A 22,176-nucleotide genomic window follows, 5' to 3' on the forward strand; every position below is an offset into this window, starting at 1 on the left:
GGGGCTGTTAAGCCCCATAATATTTTCTAGATAATCGGATAAAATAATGGTTGATATTATCGATCCGCGAGAGCAGTCACTCGACGCCTTTATTGCTGGCGTGGCTCCAGTTGTACCGGAGACTGTCTCGACCCCGAAGGGTGATCGTCCGATTTCAGAAGCCGAGCAGCTGCGCCGCAGCATTGCCCAGACCCAAGCAGCGGTTAGCACGCCGGAAGGCATTGCCTCCTATACGCTGTCGAACGAGCGTGGCAACGACCAGACTGCCGGCAATGTGGTTCAGCAGGACTGGCAGACCCTCAATCCGAATGAATTCTACAGCAAATATGGTGCCGATGTTTTCAACCGCATGGCAGCACTGACAACCGGTGGCGATGAAGTCCGTCGACTGGCCGGTGCATCACGTGATGTCGGCACACATATCACCGATGGTCTGGTCGATATCGGATCGGCAGCTGTTCAGGGGCTGAATGGCGCCAATGATTTCCTGTTGCGTGGCGTGCTCACCGGTCCACTTCTGGATCGGGCACTGTCCGGCAATGCTGCATGGGGGAAGGCAGCAGAGGAATTTGCCAATACCTTGCGCAGCGATGCATGGCAGCAGCGCAACAAGGTCGCCGGTATGCGGGCAGAGCTCGACAATGCCGATAACCAGGACAAGTTCAAGGCCGACAAAGCCAAGGGTTCGGAACTGGAAGCAGCTCTTCGCAGCTATGGTCGCGGCATCCTGTCTGGAGCCAACCAGCTCTATGAAGATCCGTTTCTGGTCGAGAAGGGCATCAACAATGCCGTTGGTTCCGTGCTTGCCGCAGGTCCGATGACCCGTGGCATCACGTCTGGTGCCGCAGCTGTCGAGCGTATGATTGCAGCCCGGACCGGTGTCTCTGCTGCCAGTGAAGTCGGTAGTGCTTCCTTCCCGCTTGCCATCGCTGCCATGGAAGGTGGCGGCAATGATGTGCAGACGATCCAGGAAGTGCAGGATATGCCTCTGTCGGAACTGGAAAAGCAGCCTGCTTTCCAGGAACTGGTTCAGTCCGGTTTCTCGCCTGAAGAAGCCCGGACCCGTCTGGCAACGAGGGCAGGTGCTGTTGCACTCTCGGTCTCCGCTCCGATCGCAGCTGCCACCGGCAAGCTGGTCGAACGCTTCGAGACCAATCCCTTTGGTTCCAATACCGTCAGGGGCATGCTTGGTGATGCTGGTCGTGAATTCACCGAGGAAGCCATCCAGTCCGGTGTCGGACAGGCGGCAGGTAATCTCGGTGTGCGTGTATCGGGTGCTGATCCGGACAAGAACATTGCCGAGGATGTCGGTGAGCAGACAGTGCAGGGCGCTGTCTTTGGTGCTGGTTCCGCCATTGCCATGCAGTCCCCCCGTCAGGCTTTGCGTGGTGCAGCCAAGGCTGTCGGTGCTACGGTGTCCTATCCGATCGGCAAGCTGAAGGAACGCGGTGAGCGACTTCTGGCAGAGGAGGAAGCAGCCTCTCCGGTATCTTCGGAATCTCTGGCTCCCTCGGTTGCAACTGCTGCCGAGACTGCTCCTGTCGTTGCCGAAGGTCTGAAGACCATGGCCGAGGAGAATGGAGCCACAGGCGAGGATGTTGACTCTTATGTCAACAAGGTGGTCGGTGCATCGCAGCTGCAGGAATCCGATCTTGTCTCGCTGCCTGACCAGATCGGCGAGACACTGGTTGCCCGCCGTGATGAACTGGGCCGGATGCCGAACAAGTTCGAGGTGCTGGCAGAAGCTGCCATGGTCGCCAATGACAGTAAGGCGAACCAGCAGGATCGTGTCGACGCCGCTTCCTATATCCTGAAGAGCATCGAGGATAATAAAAAGCTGTTCCTCGAGGATGTGCCTGAGTTCCTGGAGAAGGTCTCGCATGATCGTGAGGAATATCAGCAGTTCAACGATTATGCCCGTATCCTGCAGGTCATCGGCCAGAATCCGCAGATCCGTGAGGCACTCGACTGGGCTGTGAAAAAGATGCAGCAGCCGGACGTGGATCTTGCCACGATCGACATGCAGTCTCCGCAGGGCCAGCGTATCGTGACCAACACCGTCAATATGGCGGAGGTTGCCCCACAGGCGGTTAATCCGAATGTTGCAGCACAGGTGCTGGCACAGGCTGATGAGGGAACCATTGATCTCTCGCCGGAACGCCGTCGCATGCTGCGTTCTGCCATTTCCCTGAAAGATGCTGCCCGTGTCTATGAGGCACAGATGCGTGCACCGGAACCGGGCATGCTGCAGGACCAGGCTGATGAACTGCAAGGTGAACTGGACGAGACGCAGTTCAGTGACGAACAGCTCGACTTTGTCGGCCGCCAGATTGAATCTGAAGGTGGAGCCAAGGCGCACCAGCTGTCGATGCAGCAGCATGTTTCGGGTATCAACCAGGCGATTGCGTCAGGCAATCCAACCCTGACCCGTCAGCGTGTCCAGCATCTGGCGATGTTTGCCCGTTCGCAGATCAACAAGGTCAAGGCGATGAACCAGGCGATCCGCAATGGCGATCGCAAGCGTGTGTCCTATCAATCCTATGGTCCTGATGGCTGGCTGAAACCGGATGATTATTTCTCGGTGTTCTTTAATCCGGGCACGGAATCCTCGATCCGCACGGCCCGCAAGATCCATGCAGAAGCAATGGGTCTGGTTCGCCTTGCTAATGATTATGCCAGTCAGTTTCCCGAGTTCGGTATCCGTCCCGTAGACGTGCCTGCTCTAGCTCTTGATAATCAAGTTAATATTAACTCAGATAATCATGAAGTTAATCAAGATAATAAAAGAGGAAGCTCGACATCGACCGAAGCCGTCGAGCCCTCTGGAGCTACCACACCACAGGTGGCCGACGACACTGATCAGATGGAGCTTCCTCTTCCGCCATCTCCACCGGCCAGGGAAACGGTGACTGAGTCCTCGGCGGAGGAAGACAGCGTCACGGTTTCTACCGAACCGGTGAAGAACACGTCAAGTGATCCAGTTGAAGTAATAGAGCCGGAAGCTCCTGTTGATGTTCCGGTCGAGCCATCAGTTGAACCGGTGACCGAACCATCTGGTGAAGATGAGCAGATCATCGACGCTATCGATGCGGTTGATGAGAACGGTCCGTCTGACCTGTCGGTCTCGGAAGTCTATCCCGATCTGGTCCAGCCTTCTGGTTCGAACTTCTTCCATAAAGCCTATGTGCTGCCGAAGAAGGCTGTCTCGCGCATGGGGCGCCTGATGCGTCCGATGAACAATTTCTATCAGATGCTGGGTGATTCCGAACTGATGCTGCAGTTCATGGGCGGGGACCGCATCGGTGACCGCTATGACGTGACTGCAGACGATGTCGGTAATTATCGCCGGCTCCTGAAAGATTACGCTGTTCCGATGCTGGAGCATATGAACAAGCGTCTCTCGTCGGTACTGTCGAAGGTCTATGACAAGAAGTCCGGTGCCACGGTCCAGGACCGGATCGAGCAGGGCGATGCCCGTATTCTCGGCAATCGTGATCGTCTTGCCCTCAACCTGGTTCAGAAGATCGGCAACAAATACGGCTATAATCCCGAGCTGATCCAGACGGCTGTCATCGGTTCGCTCGACTGGGTGCTCAATGCTTCCAGCCGTGCTGTTCCATTGGATCGCCAGAAACTGGCAGAGCTGACCGGTGTTTCGGAAAGCGAGATCTCGGATGATCACATCAACGAGTTCAATCGCGGTATTTCTCTGAGCCAGGCTCGTCGTGATCTGGCGCTCAATATCGAGAAGTTCTGGGGCATGCGTCCGGACAGCAATACGCCCGACAACTATGTCCAGGGTGTACGTGAAGCTGTTGCTGCCGAGATCCTGCATGCATTCGAGGAAGTTGGATTGTTGTCGACCGGAACCGTCCAGGCATTCGGTGACAAGACCTTTGGCCGTGTCTGGTTCGATACAAGATCCGAAGAGACGCAGGAATTCCTGAATTCGCTCAATGGAACCAGTGAGCTCCTGGGTGACATGGCGCTCATTGATCGGGAACGTCAGGGCGTCTCGATTGGCGCTCCGGTTAACGAGGTCGATGGTTCGCAGCTGCGTAATCCGATGGTCAGCGCTACACCGATGGTGAAGAAGGCACTCGCCAATGCGCAGAAGACAGCCTATCTGCCGAACACGCTGGTGCATGATTTCATCCAGGCTATTGGCCGGGATCGTTATGTCTCGCTGATGAGCGGTCGTATGTATCAGCATGGTGACCTGAACAAGACCCATACCGAAGTCGGTCTCAACAAGGGTCACTGGGCCTCGATCCAGGGACGCCAGCGCTCGTTCGTCAATTCGTTCGAGAATGTGACGGCGCAGATGGAAGCCATCAATGCGCATGCAGCAGCGCAGGGCATTCCGATCGAGGAAGTTGGCTCCTATTACAAGCATCAGTGGAACAAGCTTGGCCGTATCCAGCAAGTGGGTCTCAGCACACCGCAGGCGGATAAGAATGCCCGTGAGATTTTCATGGCAACGAAGTCGACGCTTGATCTGTCGGTGCCGGGCAGTGACAGCTATAACCGTTTCATGATGACGGTCGGTCAGGGTATTGCCGACCAGACCGGGGTCAAACCGGAAAAAGTGACTCGTTTTGAAGTGGTGGCTGCCGTCGAGAAGACGGCCATGGCCGCTGACGGCAAGCTGCGTCCATTGCTCGATGCCCTGAAGGAATGGTCATTGCGGCGTGAGAATGCCCGGAACACAACGGTTTCCGGTGATCTTCTTAATCTGATGGTCGATGCAGGTCTCTCGAACCATGGCATTCATTCCCTTTTGGCTCTCGCAAAATACGAGAATGCCAGGGATCGTGGCCAGGATTTGAGTCACTTTGAAACATCGAACTATCTGGAAGCCGACGGCAAGACCAATGGTCCGATCAATGCGCTGATGATCATGGCATCGGGTGCCATTACCTCGCAGTGGCTCAAGACTGTCGCCAAGGGTGGCGCCTTCTTCGGTCGCCAGAATAAGTCGCTCAATAGCCATTATGCAGAAGATGCAGCTGATCTTTATCAGGCCGGTGCCTCGACAACCGAACGTGAGATTGCAGCGCTCGGTGCAGCCCTTCATGCTGACAGCAAGGAGGCCGGCCAGCATTTCGATATCTTCAAGCGGTTCCTTGCTGCACTCGATACCAATGTCGTCATGGACAGCCAGACCGGCGAGATCACCATCAAGCGTGGTCTCACCAAGAACCCGTTGACGATCACCATCTATGGTTCCGGTGCCAACGGCATTGCTGGCAAGGTGGTCGGTGAACTGGTCAGCACGATCTATGAAAAAATGTCGGAATCCCTGCAGACCCAGACGCCAGTCGGTGATCTCGTCTATCAGGACGGGCAGGGATCCTTCATCGAGGATCTTGCACATCTGACATCGGTGACACTTGCCAAGGGCAAGAACGGCTATTTCCTTGCTGGCGATCCGCAAGGTATCTCCGGCAATCCGTCCGATTTCCAGCTGGCGCCAAAGCAGTTCAAGGCCCTGCAGGAAAATGCACTTCGCATGCTGGTGACCCCGATGCGCAATGCTATCGCGCAGGAAGTGACCCAGCATGTTTCCGGAACCACGGATGCAATCCAGCAGGCAACGCAGATCCAGTCGATCATCCTGAAAGGGATGTTCAACCAGGCTTATGCAGCACGCCTTGCCCTGAAGCAGTCGGATCCGGAGAAATACGGCTATGCTCGTGGTGACGTATTATCTGAAAATGAAGTAAATGATATTCTTAATAATCTGAAACCATATTCTCCATTAATCGAGACTGGTTCGCAGAGCTATTTCCTTGCTGGTGGCGAGAAGGCAGAACTGTTTGAAACCACCGAGATCAAGATCGGTGATGAGACCTACAAGGTTCATCTGCCGGACAGCTTTGCCGGTTCGCTGACCGGTGACATGCGTACACCGGGTCTGATCTATGGTGCAACCCTTGCCGGTGTGTCCTCGGTTCCAACCCTGACGGTTGGTTCGGGTGACGGCCAGATGCAGCTTAACTCCCTGCAGGACGAGGAGATGACCAGCAGGACGACCCAGGTCTTCGACGGCACCAATATGCCTGCAGATATGATCGACGAATATTCCCGTCGCATGAACCAGTCTGTCTTCGAAACCTGGACCAAGAATGGCAATCCGGTCCGTGCGGCCTATGAAAGCTTTGCTGCATTTCTGCGCAACGATCCGGTCTCGCAGCTGTTCCCGGAAGGCGAGATCAGCGATCTGCAGGTGCAGACCATTAGCGAACTGTCGCAGAGCTATTTCAACAAGCGCAATCTCGACAGCGGCCAGCGGGTCAGCGCCGAAGAGGCGAGGGCCTATATGGAAACTGCTCTGGATGCCCTGAAGTTTGCTGCCGACGATACCGATATTCGTCGCAAGGTTTATGCAGAGTTCCCGCTCTCGGTTGACCAGATGGCCTCGGCAGAAAGCCCGTTCTCCAATCCTGGTTCGGTCGAGCTCGCAGCAGATGCATCCTATGAAGACATTGCAGCAGCGATGGAAGCCCGTCGTCTGGAACTGTGGAACGAGCTGCGTGAATCCCGGCAGGAACCGACCATCGAGCGTAACAGCCCGGAAATGCTGGAGGAATTTGCCTCTCTTGGTTCTATCGATGAATCGGGTGCCCGTGTCATTGGAGCCAAAGAGATCGGACAGATCCGCTTCCTGAAGGCATTCACGCCTGTCCAGCGTGAGATGGTTCTCCATGCATCGAAGGTTCTGGCTGACAGCGGGATCCGCCTGGTTATTGGTTCCAATGAACAGCTCGATGCCTGGGAGCAGGCTTATCATCCAGATGTCTTCCAGCCGAACAGCGCCTATCTCGGCAAATATGTTCCGGTTGGAAATTACATCACGATTTCAAATGTTTCAGCGGAAACGCTCACACATGAGCTGGTGCACGCCTCGACCTTCCTGACGGTCAACAAGGCTGTGTCCGATCCAAAGAGTGTGAACACGGAAACCCTGGAAGCCGTGCAGCGGACCGAGGGTTTGATGAGCGAATGGCTGGATCAGGATTACAGTCTTGATGAACATTCAGCCTATCAGACAGCAGCGCATGCGCAGAACATTGTGCGTGAAAAGCTGGCCCAGAACGAGAAGGCGCAGGCCATTAATGAGTTCATGGCCTGGGTTCTGTCGAACCAGACGCTGGCTGATCTCGCTTCCAAGGCAAAGGTCCAGAACCCGCTGTTCCGGATTGTCGGCGATGCACTGAAAGCTCTGAAGGCTCTCATCTGGGGAACCAGAAAAGGTCCACGTGTCGGTGATACGATCCTGTCGAACCTGCGTTTCAACACCCGTGTCATTATGGCGTCCCGCTCGGCAGTGGAAAACCTGCAGGAAGATTTCGATGCGGTTGCCCTGTTCCAGTCGCCGGTCTTCGGATCGAATGACCGTCTCTCCGATATCCGCCAGAAGCTTGGCCAGAAACTGGTTGCTCATCTGCGTGGTGACGGATCTCCGGTCGGGAATGTCCAGCGCAATGCCCGTAACAACGAGGCGGAAGCGATCCAGAAGGATGCCGATGATCTGACGGCAACCTTTGCCTATTACTTCCCCGACATGTCGACCATGCAGCAGAAGTCTACTTTCTCCATGGTTCTGCATGCGCTGATGGCTGATATCGAGCTCAACCCGAATGCGCTCTCGCGTATCGAGGAGCTCTATACCCATGTCATCGACAAGCTCGACTGGTCGGATTTCCGTCTCAATGACAATCCGAATGATCCAAACGACGAGCATCAGGCACTGGAAAAGTACAATGCGCTGATGGGTCTCTATAATTCCAAGACCGACAAGCATGGTCGCTCGACCCTGATGTCATCTTTCCTGGCTCTGTCTATGGTGTCGGACCAGTTCCGTGATGTGCTCTCGAAAATAGAAAAGCCGAAGAGCGAACAGAACAAGGAAGGCACGCTTGATGCCTGGCTGGAAAATCTCGGCAATGCCGGGATGGACCGGCTCTCGATGACCATGTCTGGTGAAAAATCTACTGACCTGAATGTCCAGGCAGCGCTCGATCGTCTGATGGGCGCCATGATCGACAATGTCGGTGACCAGCGTGCCTATATCGAGCAGCAGGCCGAAGGCGGTCTATCGAAACTCGATGAGTATGTTGCAGCCCAGATCCAGGAGAAATCCGAAAAGGTTATCGAAAAGTCCGGTGAGATCCTGCGCACCAGCAAGAGCCGTACCGTGAAAGCCAGTGCAGCGCTGGTGAACTTTGCAGCACATATGATCAACGAGCAGAGTGCCGAACAGGCAGCGCTCGGTTTGACGAGCTGGATGAACCGCCAGAAGGGTCTTGAGACAGTCCGGGCGCTGATGAATGACGTCATCAGCCGCACCAAGGAAAACGCCCCGATCTGGGATATGATTTCCAAGGTTCGTGCTGCCGTCCAGCAGACACGCCAGCAGTTCCGTGAGGAGTTGCCGAAGAAACTTGCCCGTGAGTTCAAGAAGCCGGTCACGGCAGAACAATGGACAGCCATGTTCCGCACGCTCGGCAAGACCGATCTGGCATCGCTGGTCGGCCCGTTCGGTGTCAGCGGTGCGCTTGAGATGATCTCGAGCCAGGCACGTCTCAATTCCGAGATCCAGTCACTGGAAAGTGCCATTCGCACGGCAGAACCAGTGCGCTCGGTCAAGATCTTCGAGAAGTCGAAGCAGCTTGCCAACTATCTCAATACCGGTGAGCATGGTGCAGAACTCCTGCGCAATGCAGAAGCCATTGCCCGTCTCCTTAATGTTCGTGGCATGGTTCGCCTCAGCAATCCGGATCCGCAGCACGTTCTCAATATTGATCGTCTGGTATCGCTCTATGCGCTGCAGTCGCTTGATCAGGGAACCAGGGATGTGGTTTCCGACCTGATCCGCAATGAACCAGGCGGCCTCAACTATGTGACCAACTATCTGGTTGGCCAGCGGGCAGAAGAAATGGACAAGGTGAAGGGCAACACGATTGCTCTTTTCAACCATTACAAGGGTGCCATTCCATCGGAAGCGCAGCAGGGTGGTTCGCTGATCATTGCATCGGACAGTGACCAGGCGAAGCGGATCCTGCGTGGATATAAGAAGATTGCTCCTTACACTGGTTCCTCTGCAGACCGTTCGCTTGGATCCCGCTCTTATTATTTTGCACCGGTCTCCGGCACAGCGCCTTTCAGCCAGGGTATCATGCAGACGGTGCACCAGACGGCATCCGGTGTGGATCCACAAACCGGTTACACGATCGGTGAGATCCAGGGTGGCCGTATCGAGGATCCGCGGATTATCCAGTCGGTATCGAACATGCTGCCACACCAGACAAAGACACGGGAGAACCTGCTGCCTGTCTTCGATGCGGCCGGCAAAGTTGTTGCCTATGAGCGTGCTGCCGATGTGGAGAAGCTCTCCGGTCTCAACCGTTCCACCGATCTGTCGAAGATGCTCGGTGTCTGGCGTGGTCGTCAGGCAGAAGAATATCTTGGTCTCGAGCTCAACAAGGAACTGGTCGACAAGACCCATGCCATGTGGGAAGAGGCTCAGAAGACCGGTCGCACGAAGGAATTCGTCAATATCGGTGCACTTGGTTCCAAGGATGATCCGGTTCTGGTCGAGGCAGCAAAGCTGATCCCGAACCAGTCACGGGACTATATTCAGTCCAAGTTTGGACGTGACAATTTTTGGGTTCGCCGGGATCTGTTGCTCGATACTTTTGGCACGAGACAGGCTTCTGTCGGTGACATGTTCACTGGCCAAACCCGTTTCAATCCGAAGATCGCCAACGAGTTTGCCCTGATTGCTACCGGTGCACTTGGCAAGAAAGCCTATCCGATCCTGGTCGGTCTGGAGAAGAACGTGCAGGAATTCATCGGTGCCGCCAAGCAGCGCATCGTGGTGAAGTCTGTCATCGTTCCGGCTGCCAACCTGATTTCCAACATGTTCCAGCTCGTCAACCGGGGTGTGCCGGTGCGCACTGTGATCAAGGGAATGGGTGGCAAGACCGCAGAGATCAATGCCTATATCAAGCGCCGGGCCCGGGAGATCGATCTCGAAGCCGATCTGCGTGTGGCCAAAGGTGACCGTAATTTCGGCAGGATCCGTCAGATCCAGACCGAACTGCGCTCACTGCAGGACAGCTATCGTCGCATGAGCATCTGGCCATTGATCGAGGCCGGTGAGTTTTCGGCAATCTCGACAGGGCAGGTGACAGCAGAAGATCTGGCACTTGCCGATGGCAAGTGGACCGACTGGATCGAACAGAAGGCAGCTGCACTTCCCGGTCCGTTCAGCACGGTTGCCCGCTATGCGCTGATCACCCGTGACACGTCGCTTTATCAGGGACTGGCCCGTTCGGTTCAATATGGTGATTTCATCGCCAAGGCGGTGCTCTATGACCATCTGACGTCACGCAAGAAGGTGAAGTCAGAAGAAGCCATTGCCCAGGTGAGCGAGGCATTCGTCAACTATAACCGTCTCGCCGGCCGTTCGCGCCAGTATCTGGAAAGCATGGGCCTCCTGTGGTTCTGGAACTACAAGCTCCGCATCATGAAGGAAGCAGCACATACGATCCGCAACAATCCGGTGCGTTCGCTTCTGATGTCTGCCCTGCCGCCTGTTCCCATCATCGGGGATATCGGCCTGGCGACCAGCGACAACTTCCTGTCGGTGCTCAATGACGGACGGCTTGGTTATTCCATCGGCCCGAGCATGGGACTGCACAGTTTCGGTCTCAATCCATGGATCAATATGATCCGTTGACGAGATAGAGCCAGCTGCGTTAGCAATATCCTGTCCAGAGGCGGAGGGGATATCATGAAACGTAGCTGGCTTTTGCTTGGAGCGCTGGTCGTAGCCGGTTGTTCCCAAACTGCATCGCCCACTTTTATTGACGGACATTATTATATGGCTGGTGATCCAGCCTGTACCCAGTTCAAGTCCAACAAGACCAAGCCTGTTATCTGGTGTCATACGGCGCAGGGCAAGCCGACGGAAATGCGTCCGGCTCTGACTGACCAGCAGCTGCAGATGTACCAGACGAACCAGATCGTAGCAGCACAGCAAAATGCTGCCGTGTCCTCGCAGATCGCAGCCAATAACCAGGCGATCAATGCGCAGACCATGGAAATGCTGAAACAGGTTCGCAGGGGCGGGTACTGAGATAAGAAAAGAGACCAGAGTGGCAACTCCGGTCTCTCTTGTCTGTGGATGCACCCCGTCGAGGAGTCTGACAGGGATCCACTGCCAGCTGTTAGCGACCTGCTGGCTGCGCATGCTGAGGGGACGCGGTCAAAAACCTCAGCAATTCCTATTCAGAACCGGTAATAAAGACGGTGCCGGATGCGATGATATCGGGCTTCAGAGTGATATCGAACTCGAGCATGCCCATGAAATCCTTGTATTCTTCCCGGCAATATTCATCGAGATTGTCCCCGAGGAACCACCAGGATCTATGCTCCTTCAGGAATTCATCGACATTGTCTCGCACTTTTTGACGAGCTTCCTCGACGCTTTCGGCCATGACGATGATGTCGCCGGTACGATAGTTTTTCAGGCACGTGGCTCGGGACCAGTGGTAGAGATTCATTCACTTGGCTCCTCTCCACCGAAGATAACTTCACCCATCAGATGGTTGATGGCCATGTTCTGAGGACTGAAGTTAGCGACAAAGCTTGGATAATAATCATCGGTATTGTCGGTGCCGATTTCCAAAACAGGCAGGCCGGTCAGTGCATCCTTGAAGATAAGAATGTCGTGCGTTCGGTCGTGTTCCCAGGCTTCTTTGTCTGGTTTCTCTGGTTTCATTTCCGCGACAACCAGAACGGCCGGGAAGACGTTGTTCATCTTCGCATTTGGGTCCAGAACAAGTTCTTTGAGATGGCTTCGGTAACCATCATCAGGATCTTCGATGGCCTTATAGGTCACGTCATCGAGCCGGAATCGGCATACCTGGCTGTCTTCACACCAATCGTCATCGGATGTCTTTTCATTAGTAAAATCCACAGCATCAAGCATGTGTTTACCCACGAGGTCTGGAAGCGTCGTCATCGAATTCACCTTGATGATTATTGGATTGGTTTATCGCGAGACAGCCATACTTACGACGAAGGCCGCCTTAGCTAGCTCGATCGGTTGCTTCGTACCTGTGAGATCCCATGGTTCCAGCGATAGCTAGTCGCCTTTCTCATATTCACCCCAGGTCTGGGTCTGCCTCTCGATAAGCCAATCGGGAGATGAGATCCCCTCAAGGGGGATCCCGGTTTCGTTGTTGGTCGGCTTTCATGACGCCGTATGCGACGATCGTGACACCGGCAAAAATGGCCAGGAATGTCAGGATCGGGAGGATCCATACGACGAACAGGAAGAATGCCGCGGTGACGAGCGCTCCCAGAAGGAGCGCCTTGAAGAGAGCCATCGTTTAATGAGCCGTCGGCTTCACCAGATTGGCGAACAGGGACTTGGCAGCCACTGCCGGTTCAACCTTGGGGAGTTCAGGAGCAGACGAGCCGACATTCGGGAAGATCGATGGCGAAGCTTTGGCTGCTTTGACAGCGTCAACTTGTGCCTGAAGCTTTTCGTTGGACAAACCATCAAGAGATTCAGTCGGCGACGGCGCAGTATCCGCAATAGGGGTCTCCTGCGAGGTCGAAGACGAGTCGCTGCCCACAGTCTGAGCAGCTTCGGTAAAAGCCGGTTCTTCGGTTCCAGCTTCTACTGGTTCCTCTTTCCAGGGCTTTTCTTCCGGTGGTTCGGTCACAGTATTTTCAACTGGTTCCGGTGCTTCTTCTGCCTTGGCTTCAGCTGCAGCAACAGTTGCATCAGCTTCTGCTTCAGGCTTGGTTCGACGCTTACGACGCTTCGGCGCCTGATCGGATGCCAGGGCTGCATTGTCCGCATCGACCGTCTGGTCATCATCGTCATCTGCCTCATCGGGATTGGATGGAACGAAGTTAACCACAGCTTTGACCAGGTTGAGGTCGATCAAAATATCGGTGTTTTCGTCCGGGATAAACCGGTTGTGAATGAAAGCGGCAATCGCATTCGCCACATCACGTTCTGTAAGAATAATCTGCATTGGTTATACCTCAGCGAACAGACGCATAAGATTTTGAAATACAGGCGTTCTCACGCCCGAATGGATGGAGGCGATGGCGTCGGCCACATGTTCCGCCTTGTCGGGGATCTTGCCCTGATGCAGCGGCCAGTTGGCTTCAGGATAGTAGCCAACGGCTGCATCGATCATCTGGCGCTTGGTGGCATTGCGATCATTTGTCATGATCAGTTTGGATTCTGTGGCAGTGACCTCGATCAGAGGAATACCAAGAGCCCGAACAGCACCGAGAACGCCAACACATACCCCGTAACTGGCCATAGCCCGTGCCGATTGCGAACCAACTGGAACCTCTACAAAGATGACTTTCGCTCGTCTGGAGGCAGACATGACCGGTCCGGCCAGCTGTTCTGCCAGAGACAGGTCTTTGGAATTCTGACGAACCTGCTTTCCCGCTGGATCCACTGTCTGAATCAGGGTCAGCTGAGGAGTAGTTAGCACGCCGGTTTCCAGATCCAGTGTGGCTTCAGCGAGACCCCAGCTACGCAAGCTGGGGTCCATGCCGAGAACGGGGATCTTCATGTGAAGACCTCCGGTTAGCTGTTTCCGAACAGGGACGAGGTCTTGGCTGCCGTTTCACCTGCCTTTGGAGGTGTGCCTGGACGACCGGAACGACCTGCCTGGCCGCCCTGACCATCCTTGATCGAACGACGATCACGGGTCTGGCCCTTGTTGCGTTCGACCCAGGAACCGTAGAAAGCAGCAGTCTGGATCTGTTTGCGGGCTTCAGGCACCGTCAAGTGAGACGGATGGTGGAAAACCTTGTCGGTGACATTCTCGTCACGGCTGTCGGCAGTGTCGACGTAATCGCCGGCATCATTTTTGACCTGCTTGTTGCGGGTCTCCTTCAGGATCCCGAGCACGGCTTCCTTGCCGAGCAGACCAACCAGCATCGGAACCGATTTCGGCAGTTCCTTCTTCTGGTCCGGATCGTAGACATTCACGACCTTGTCTTCAGCATCCTGCGCTGCAAGAGGTTTGTCGGTGGTCATCAGGCAGAGATCGTCGATGATGGTGAAGCCCGGGAGCGGCACCTTCTTCTTCGGATCGTTTTTGTCCTGGAACCAGTTTTCACCATTCTTGTTGGTGATCCAGAAGGTTTCACGATATTCGGTGTCGTCTTCCAGCTTGCCGATGATCGTCACGCTTTGGGCGTTCGAATTAGCAGCTTTGCCGGCATAAGCCGCATGGATGGTGATTTTGTAAGGTCCGGATTCCAGAACACGGAAGCCGCCGAGACGATCCTGGGATTCCTCGAGACCTTCAGTGGTCAGATTTCCAAATACAGAGCTCATAGATGTTTCCTCTTTGTTGAGCCGAAGGATGGAGCCAGGGACTAGCCCTGGTAATATTGATGAAGGTGACCCAGGAGAGACCATGCATCGTTGTCGATGTACGTTTCTTCCTTGGAGAACATCCCCATAGGAGAGCGAATACGTTCGCCGACAGTCTGCTTGGTGAGGCGGGTCTGGAAGACGTGCTTGAAGCCGAGTTCACGTTCTTCCTCGGTGATCGTCAGGAGCTTGGAACCGTATTTCTCCAGTTCCACGATCGGGACTTTCTTGGTCGAGACCACGGTCGAGAAATATGCCTCGACACCGTTGTTTTTCAGCGATCCCTTGACCGGAACAGCGGTTTCCATCTGATGCTTGGCTTCGTTGAGCTCAGAACGGGTATGACCGAGAATGAGGACCGGTTTGCCAAAGTTGACGACCTTGTCCTGCATCAGGTTCTTGAAGAACTGTGCATAGTCGCCCCAGGCTTTCTGGGAATTGGCCGAGCCGATGATGTATGTGCTTTCGTACATATCCATCAGGAACGTGACGGTATCGACAATGATGCCGTCCCAGTCCTTGGGATTGGCCGTGGCGTGATCGAAACCTTCATAGACCTGGTAGGGATCGGTGATCTTGTAGGTCTTGTAGCCATTGCGGAATGGAAGACGCTTGCCGCTTTCGCAGTTCAGGTACATCCATCGTTCCTGGTTCGGGATCTGACGCAGGCTGGCAGATTTACCGGATGCCGATTCACCCGAGATCAGCACCAGCTGCTCATTGATTTTCTCGTCCATTGTCTCTCTCGATTAGTGAGGATTTTCGAGCCCGCAGAAGAGCAGCCTGATTAACTCAGGCCGCCTGCTGGTATTTCTGCGCAACAGTCCGCATGATGGTACTGTCGATCTCGTTTTCGGAGATCGGATCCTTCAGCATCTTGTTGAAGGCGTGCACCCGTTCCTTCACCGAAGCCAGATCCCAGCCTGCATCGACGAGACACAGGGCATATTTGATCATCTGGTTGTTGCGGTTTCCGGTGGCGATACGTCCAGCGAACCAGCGTTCCAGGTTGTCCAGGGATTCCAGGGCCTGATAATGCTGCTTGTGCTGGTCGTTACGGCTGGTCTTGGGAATGAAGTCCAGCACATCGAGGAGCTCGCCATCGAGATTGTAATGGTAGGTGCCTCCTTCGAAGCTCTGCCATTTCTTGGCTCGCTGGTTCGCTGACTCATCCGTGTTGAACGGCAGCCATTTCATGATGCCGTTCATGAACTCCTTGTATTCGGCCTGATCGAGCTCGAGGAAATAGTTGGTGGGCAGGATCAGACGGAACCGGTGTTCATCCGGTGTGTGTCGCTTCGTTGTATAGGTCAGGAACTTGTAATCCCGCATCAGCTCGTGAACTGCTGCGAGCGAGATCCCGCCATCGACATCGATGACGACCAGGTTGAAACCGGGGATGACATTCTCTTCAGCCCGGTGCCCATTCTTGAACTGGTGATTGGCCCAGTGCATTCCCGGCGCCTGGGTCAGGATATGCAGCTTCTCGAAAGGAACCTGCTCATCCAGATAGTTGTAGGCCCAGTGGTCCGAATAGGCGACGGTCATCTTGCCAAGATCGGTCTCCTTCAGGGCTTCACCCCGGAAGAGCTCGATATTGTCGACGAACGACTTCTTGATGATGATGTGGTTCTTATATCCCCATGCGGTTGCAAGGGTCATCATCTCGTTTCGTGCTGCCTGGCTCTGCTTGTAGAAGGGCAGGGCCTGGTTGAGATCAGCATGGGTCAGGTCTGCATTGACGCCGGCAATGTACTTGGCCAGCTTTTCATAGGCTTTTTCACGATTGAGGATGGTCTGGAATGACTTTCCGGATTCCTCGATCAGTTTCATGGCCGAATGCAGATGGGTCATCTCGACTTCGGTGGAACCATCGATGAAGGCAAAGGCCCCTGCCAGTTTCAATGTCTTGAAATAGCGATGGGACATTTCCGATTTCTTGATCTCCTCGTGCTCCGGCAGTTGTTTGGCTGCCTTCTCACATGTGAGGCGATAGGCAAGAAGCTCGATGGCAACATCGTCCGGCATTTCCATTTTCCAGCCGAAGATGGCCGGATCTGCCAGATTGTAGAAGTGATGTGCCCAGCGCTGGATCGTGGCATTGTGCGATGGCTGCGTCAGAAGCGTGTAAAGCTCTGTTGCAGACATTTCCGATGCGGTCTGGTTCTCATGACCATAGCCGAAGATACAGCGACGGGCATAGCCGGTTTCGAGGAACTGGTAGAACTGGTCCTCGACCTGTCCGCCGCCGAAGAGCGCTGACGGTGTCCCGAACAGGAGCATGTTGGTCGGTGTCTTGCCATCGAGTTCTTCCTCGCGCTGGTTCTCGACCGTGTTCTTGGTCAGCTTCTGCTTGACCAGACCCAGATCATAGAGCTCCAGGAAGAGGTTGAGGACGTCGGTGGCACCGATCAGGTTGGAACCGATTTCATCGATCTGCAGATTGATTGAACCTGCAGCAGCCAGAAGCAGTTTCTGTCTGAGCTGCTTGACGGCTGGCGGAGTACCGCTGTCGAAGGTGAATGGGAATGCACCTGCAGACCGGTAGGATTTCTCCAGCTTGTCGAATTCCTCCTGTGGATCCTTGCCGGAATAACCGGCCCGCTTGTTGGCGATCGTCCACATGTTCTGTTCGGCAATGACCGGAAGTGTATCCTCCATGAAGCGGTCACGGAAATCCTTGAGGAATTCCTGCTCGATGACCGCAACGGAGAGACCCTTGCCGAAACCGGAGGTGGCGAGAGCCAGGGCATAGATGTTGACCGGGATTTCACCCCGGTCCTTGGTGACGATTGTGGCTCGCATCATCGATGCCATCTTGCCGAGGAAGTAGGCCACTTCCGCCTGGAAGAAACCACGGTCGAGCTTCTGGGTCTTGGAACACAGGATATCGACGATTTCCTGCACGGCAGGATGATGCTTGACGGTTGAAAGGTCAGGGAGCGACAAAGAACTGATCCTTCTGCTTGCAGACGTTGAAGGCAGGGCAGAACTCGCAGGCTCGTGCGTCGCCTACCACAGCCAGAACAACGCCCTTGTTCCCCTTCGCTGCAAGGTGAGCGAAGGCTTCAGCCTTGTCGTCGAAGTTCTTGGTGGCTCGTCCGTCTGTCTTGTTGGGATCGGCGTAATATTTATACACCGTCTCACCGCGCCAGAGCTCCTTGTCGTTGCAGTATGGGATCTGCTCGTCAGGAGCGTTCCGGTACTTGATGATTTCCCGGATCTTGGACCGGATGAAAGCTTCGGTATCTTCCACCGAAAGCATCTCGACCGGATATTCCAGCGCCTTGGTCTGTGGATAATTGGCGTCGTTGCGAGCCCGGGCCTTCTGCCAGTCCGTGAAGATGAACTGGATATAGATATGGTCCGATGTGATGAGCTCGGGATTGAGCCAGCGATAGATGCTGCCCTGCATCGAGTAATCGGTGTCTTTCCGACCCAGAAGGTAGGAATAGACCGATGTAGATTTGGCATCGAAGAGGCGGCCATCGAGCACCATGTCGAACTTGCCGCCAATGGTGAATTCCTGACCGTCGACAACGATCTTGCGCATGGCCCGCTGTTCCATCCACACCGGGATCGTGTTCGGGTTGGCAGCAAGCTGTTCCTGGGTCGGATTGACCACGATATTATCGGCGATGTGATCGGGATAACCGAGCTTCTTCATCGCCTGGGTGCCGTTCGAGGTCCATGATTTCTCGATGGAATCGTGAATGGCAGTTCCCATTCGGGAAGCGAGGAAGGCGGAGATATCCAGTTCACGTTCTTCCTGGTCCACCCGACGGGCGAGAACCAGCTGACGTGTGCTTTTCAGCAAACTGGTGGCAGAAATGTAATTGGGCTCGTTGATATAGTCGTACTCGTCGGTGAGCAGCCATACCGCCAACGGCAGCGACAAGCTGTGAATGTTGGTCAGTCGCATAATATAAACCTCAGAGAAAATGGTTTGGGATTTTCAAAAATACCTAATCAGGGATATTGACCATAATCCTAAGATAATGGTTTGTGAAGGTATCTAGAAAATCCCGAAGGATTATTTCTGCTTATGGCCGAGAGGAGGCGGGTTGAAACGCAACAGCTCCCGGAACTCGTTCGGTGACAGTGCAGCTGCCGCCTGCTCCAGCAGAAAGAGGGCGTTGCAAGCCTCATGAGCCAGATGAAGCAGACCACTCTCATCATCGGTGATGCCGAGATCGGCCATAACCTCCAGCATGTGCCGGAGCTTGGCATCCTCGTAGCGTTCACCTTCGACACGCTTCCAGGAGTGGGCTTCATATTTCTGTTCGCCGTATGCCAGCACCGCAATAACAAGCAGCAGTGCACGAGGCATGCCCTTGAACAGAAGAGTAGGTCGGAGCTTGCCACCATCAGCCTTGAATTCCTGATTTGCGACAGGTGCATTCATCAGTGCACCTGTGGCGTTTCAGGGGCCAGATCATCGACATTGGCGGCGATACTGCCATCGAACTGGATCTTGTTCATGAGACCCAGGTAGCAGATATTGGCCATGTAACAGTCGACGATGCGGTGGTTCTTGCGTGGCGGACGCTCGAGCAGCAGACGCTGCAGCATCAGCTTCTGGGCACGGTCGATCTCATCCTTGGTGATGACCTGCGTCTCGGTGCGGATCAGCACATTGAACTTGGTTCCGTAGGTCATGGTCTCGCCACGGCCCTGGGTGAAGACCTCGCCGCAGAACAGCCAGTGGTGCTGGTAGAGGTATTCTTCGGAGGAATTGTCGATTTTTTGCATAATCGGTCCCGTTCCGGATTCAATATGAATCAGGATTAATAAGAGTTTCGGTTCTGGATTATTTCGGCGGTGAGCCAGTGTTAATCTGACTCTTAAACCATGCTGGTTTTTTCGCTAGTGCCCATTCCCCCGGTATGACCGGGGAAAGAAGCCGGAAAAGAGGATTCCCCGGCTTATCTGGTTCTATGCAGCAAGCTTTTCGATATGTTTGCTGAAGACGGCGAACACATCTTCTGCCTTTGCATGGTTCGGAAGTACGGCTTCCTTGGACCAGTCAGGATAGAAGATCGAGAACTCACCGCCGAGCTTGACGTCGGGATGCCAGATATCGGGATGATTCTGCCATTCACATGCCATCACCAGATGGGTATTGGCGAAGAGCAGGGCATCGATATTGTCACGGACGAGCACATAGTTAGCGTCATGAATCTGAGCACAGGGCTTGATGTCATGACGAAACTCGCTTGTTCGGACCTTTGCCATGAACTCGGAACCGGCTCTTGAATTAAGCAGGCACCACGATTGTCCCATGGCATTGCCGGCTGTCCGTCCCTCTGCTTCAGCAGCAAAGGGTGTCTTGGAATTACCGAGAACGACCTGGCGTAACAATGGCGTCCTGACCCTAAGCCCGAAGGCAACTGTCACATAGCCGGTCTGGGTCGCCTGCTGCAGCCTGGCTTTGACCCAGTCATCCGAGACCTTGTAGAGCTCGTGATAACGGGTCTCGACCGACTGGGCCTTTTCCTTGGTCCAGCCAAGCTGCTCCATGATGCCGATATAGGTGCCACCATAGGTGAGCAGGAATGTCGGTGTCTTGGAATCCTGCCGGAGATGGCCGTATTTGTGGCCCTTGATGGCAAGCTGGTTGATGCTTTGTACTGAATTCGGATCGATGTCCGGCATCTGGTCACCGAAATAGCTGACGGCACGCAGAGAGTGGCCGTCATAGCCATCGGTGTAGACTTTCAGCTTGTTTGGATCCTTGGTCGTCAGTGCCGAGATACGGTCTTCTAGTGATGCAAAGTCGATGCCGCAGAAGAACCAACCCTTCGGTGCCACGAAACAGCTCTTGATGAGCTTGCCGAGGCTGAGTTTTCCATCCTTGACGTATGGTTCAAGGATATGTCCGAATTTCGTCATGAGCCATTCAGAAATGACCATTTCGACGTTGGCCGGGATATTCTGCAGGTTCGGTCCACTCGATGACAGGCGTCCGGAGACGGTGCCACCAAGGTTGAAGAAGCCATAGATCCAGTGATGACCATCCGGTCCCTGAATGGCATTCAGGAACGTTGGCATGAAGTTCGACAGGATGGTTCCAACCGCCATGTAATCCATGAGCGCTTCAAGCAAAGCTTTTACGTCTGGATCCTGGGTGTGGTTGACCAGCTTCTTGAGGGTTTTGCCACCGGTTGCCGGTTGTTTGGTGTCGGTCCGATCGATGACTGGCAGCTGCAACACATCGTAGAGCAACGTCTGGAGCTGTGGTCCGCTGTTCGGATTGAACGTGATCTCCTTGCGGATATTCTCGTTTTCCTTCGCAGCGTCGGCCATCTCCTGAATGGTCATGCGCTTCTTGACCCATTCCGAATTCTTCTGGTTCGTATAGGATTCAAGGCGCATATAGTTGAATTTCTCGATGATTGGCAGGCTGTTCATGCGCTGCAAGGCATCTTCTGAAATCCCCTCGAGAGCCGAGTTGACCAGCCTGACCTGCTCGATATCAAGCGGCATGCCGGTGAGTTGCATCTGGATGATGTCCTTGATCGCAGGCTTGAAGATCGTCTGATAGATCTCCAGCTGCTGGTCCCGGACCATTGTGTCCCAGTGCTTTTCATAAGTGAACCAGGTAGAAAGGCCATCGACCAGATTGTACTGCAGCAGTTGCGGCAGCGGGATCTTGCGAATGTCCTTGATTTCTTCCACGGCATAATTGCCAGCATATTCCTGAGCCTGGATCTTCAGGGAAAGATCATTACCGGCACAAGAGTTGGTTGCCAGATAGGTGATGAGCTTCGTGTCTTCCCAGTTGCGCAACATCACATCGAGCCCATGAAGCAGGCCCTCATTATCCTGGAGATTGTCCATGAATAGCTGATAAATCAGCACATAGACGTCATAAGAGATGTAATGATAGATCGCCCGGCGCTGGAACATCTCGAAGAATGTTCTGAGCAGGACACGCACTTGACGGGAGTGTTCCTCATCATCAAGGATGTCGATGGGGAAGGCGATACCCTCGCTCTTCGACCAGCAGAAAGTGATTGTGCCGAGACCTGCATCATAATGCTTGAGCGAGAAACCCTCGATGTCGATCGTCAAATCGCAGTCCATCTCGAGTAGTTGTTCAAGCCAGTCGCGGATTTCTCCGATTGTCTCGGGATAGGCAGCAAATTTGATGATATCGCAGCCTGGATCCAGATAGGTGCCGTCCATCCAGCATTTCAGGGCATTGACACCTGCTGCAATGCGCTGGGTGACTGCAACCGGATCATAGAAGAGCGTGCGATAGTTCGGAACATAGGCAACCTTCCAGGGGCCATATTCCGTATCGAGCATATAGCCGACCACGGCGTCGACTTTTGCTGACCTGGTGAATGTCTTGAAATATTCACCGTCAGCGACAAGGAGAAGTTCCACGCCCAGATCATTGAGCGTCGGGGCCAGCTCCTCTATGATATATGCCTTCTGTTCTGCAGCCGGGGTTTTCTTCTTGCCCGGTGTCTGGTGGAGACTGATCACGATGATCTCGTTTGGATCGAGACCATAGGGTTCGATATAGGCCCGCTTGATTTCATCCTTGCGGATGTCATTGACGAGAATGCAGATTTTATAGCTGGCATTCTCTTGCGGACTGAAGGTCAAATACCGCATGGCGTGTTCCTTACGACAGGTCACAAGGGGCGGGCAGCTCTTCCGCGGCGAGCCGTGTCCTGGTTGGGGGAGCCAGTGAGCCCGACCCTTGAAACCTGTCGATAATAGAAATGCATTAT

General features: G+C 54.3%; 14 protein-coding genes. 2 read left to right on the forward strand and 12 right to left on the reverse strand.

All coding sequences use genetic code 11. The features are described 5' to 3' along the window. Positions 1 to 46 precede the first annotated feature (46 nt). Together FG152_RS21830 and FG152_RS21835 are read left to right on the forward strand one after the other, a co-directional pair. Positions 47 to 10,747, forward strand: coding sequence for a hypothetical protein (locus FG152_RS21830; protein WP_498988359.1), 10,701 nt, complete (start codon positions 47 to 49; stop codon positions 10,745 to 10,747). 54 nt (positions 10,748 to 10,801) lie between these two features. Further along, entirely contained in the window at positions 10,802 to 11,146 is a 345-nt protein-coding gene (locus FG152_RS21835) for a hypothetical protein (protein ID WP_498988361.1), read from the forward strand. Positions 11,147 to 11,294: 148 nt separating this feature from the next. Here FG152_RS21835 and FG152_RS21840 read toward each other — a convergent pair whose 3' ends face one another. The 12 genes from FG152_RS21840 to FG152_RS21895 form a co-directional block, all read right to left on the reverse strand. Then, a complete protein-coding gene (locus FG152_RS21840) occupies positions 11,295 to 11,573 on the reverse strand; it encodes a hypothetical protein (RefSeq protein WP_498988364.1) in 279 nt (92 codons plus the stop codon). Continuing rightward, positions 11,570 to 12,034 carry a hypothetical protein gene (locus FG152_RS21845; RefSeq protein WP_498988365.1) on the reverse strand — a complete coding sequence of 155 codons (465 nt, stop codon included), beginning with the start codon at positions 12,032 to 12,034 and terminating at the stop codon, positions 11,570 to 11,572. Before FG152_RS21845 ends, FG152_RS21840 begins: the two co-directional genes overlap by 4 nt. A 196-nt stretch (positions 12,035 to 12,230) precedes the next feature. Beyond that, positions 12,231 to 12,401, reverse strand: coding sequence for a hypothetical protein (locus FG152_RS21850; protein ID WP_185756036.1), 171 nt, complete (start codon positions 12,399 to 12,401; stop codon positions 12,231 to 12,233). A gap of 3 nt (positions 12,402 to 12,404) precedes the next feature. After that, positions 12,405 to 13,061 carry a hypothetical protein gene (locus FG152_RS21855; protein WP_498988368.1) on the reverse strand — a complete coding sequence of 219 codons (657 nt, stop codon included), beginning with the start codon at positions 13,059 to 13,061 and terminating at the stop codon, positions 12,405 to 12,407. Positions 13,062 to 13,064: 3 nt separating this feature from the next. Beyond that, complete coding sequence (locus FG152_RS21860) at positions 13,065 to 13,619, reverse strand: RuvC family protein (RefSeq protein WP_278556944.1); 555 nt, start codon at positions 13,617 to 13,619, stop codon at positions 13,065 to 13,067. 14 nt (positions 13,620 to 13,633) lie between these two features. Then, positions 13,634 to 14,392, reverse strand: coding sequence for a hypothetical protein (locus FG152_RS21865; RefSeq protein ID WP_278556942.1), 759 nt, complete (start codon positions 14,390 to 14,392; stop codon positions 13,634 to 13,636). 41 nt (positions 14,393 to 14,433) lie between these two features. Continuing rightward, a complete protein-coding gene (locus FG152_RS21870) occupies positions 14,434 to 15,168 on the reverse strand; it encodes an AAA family ATPase (protein WP_151687959.1) in 735 nt (244 codons plus the stop codon). 55 nt (positions 15,169 to 15,223) lie between these two features. Beyond that, complete coding sequence (locus FG152_RS21875; protein ID WP_498988371.1) at positions 15,224 to 17,380, reverse strand: primase C-terminal domain-containing protein; 2,157 nt, start codon at positions 17,378 to 17,380, stop codon at positions 15,224 to 15,226. After that, positions 17,367 to 18,353, reverse strand: coding sequence for a hypothetical protein (locus FG152_RS21880; protein WP_151687955.1), 987 nt, complete (start codon positions 18,351 to 18,353; stop codon positions 17,367 to 17,369). The genes FG152_RS21875 and FG152_RS21880 overlap by 14 nt, the downstream gene beginning before the upstream one ends. 111 nt (positions 18,354 to 18,464) lie before the next feature. Next, on the reverse strand, positions 18,465 to 18,836 hold the full coding sequence (locus FG152_RS21885; protein WP_185756037.1) for a dATP/dGTP diphosphohydrolase domain-containing protein: 372 nt from the start codon (positions 18,834 to 18,836) through the stop codon (positions 18,465 to 18,467). After that, complete coding sequence (locus FG152_RS21890; RefSeq protein WP_151687953.1) at positions 18,836 to 19,183, reverse strand: hypothetical protein; 348 nt, start codon at positions 19,181 to 19,183, stop codon at positions 18,836 to 18,838. The genes FG152_RS21885 and FG152_RS21890 overlap by 1 nt, the downstream gene beginning before the upstream one ends. Before the next feature lie 183 nt (positions 19,184 to 19,366). After that, a complete protein-coding gene (locus tag FG152_RS21895) occupies positions 19,367 to 22,057 on the reverse strand; it encodes a DNA polymerase (protein ID WP_498988373.1) in 2,691 nt (896 codons plus the stop codon). Positions 22,058 to 22,176: the final 119 nt, after the last annotated feature.

This window comes from Ochrobactrum sp. XJ1 (assembly GCF_024701725.1).
Taxonomy (GTDB): Bacteria; Pseudomonadota; Alphaproteobacteria; order Rhizobiales; family Rhizobiaceae; genus Brucella; species Brucella anthropi.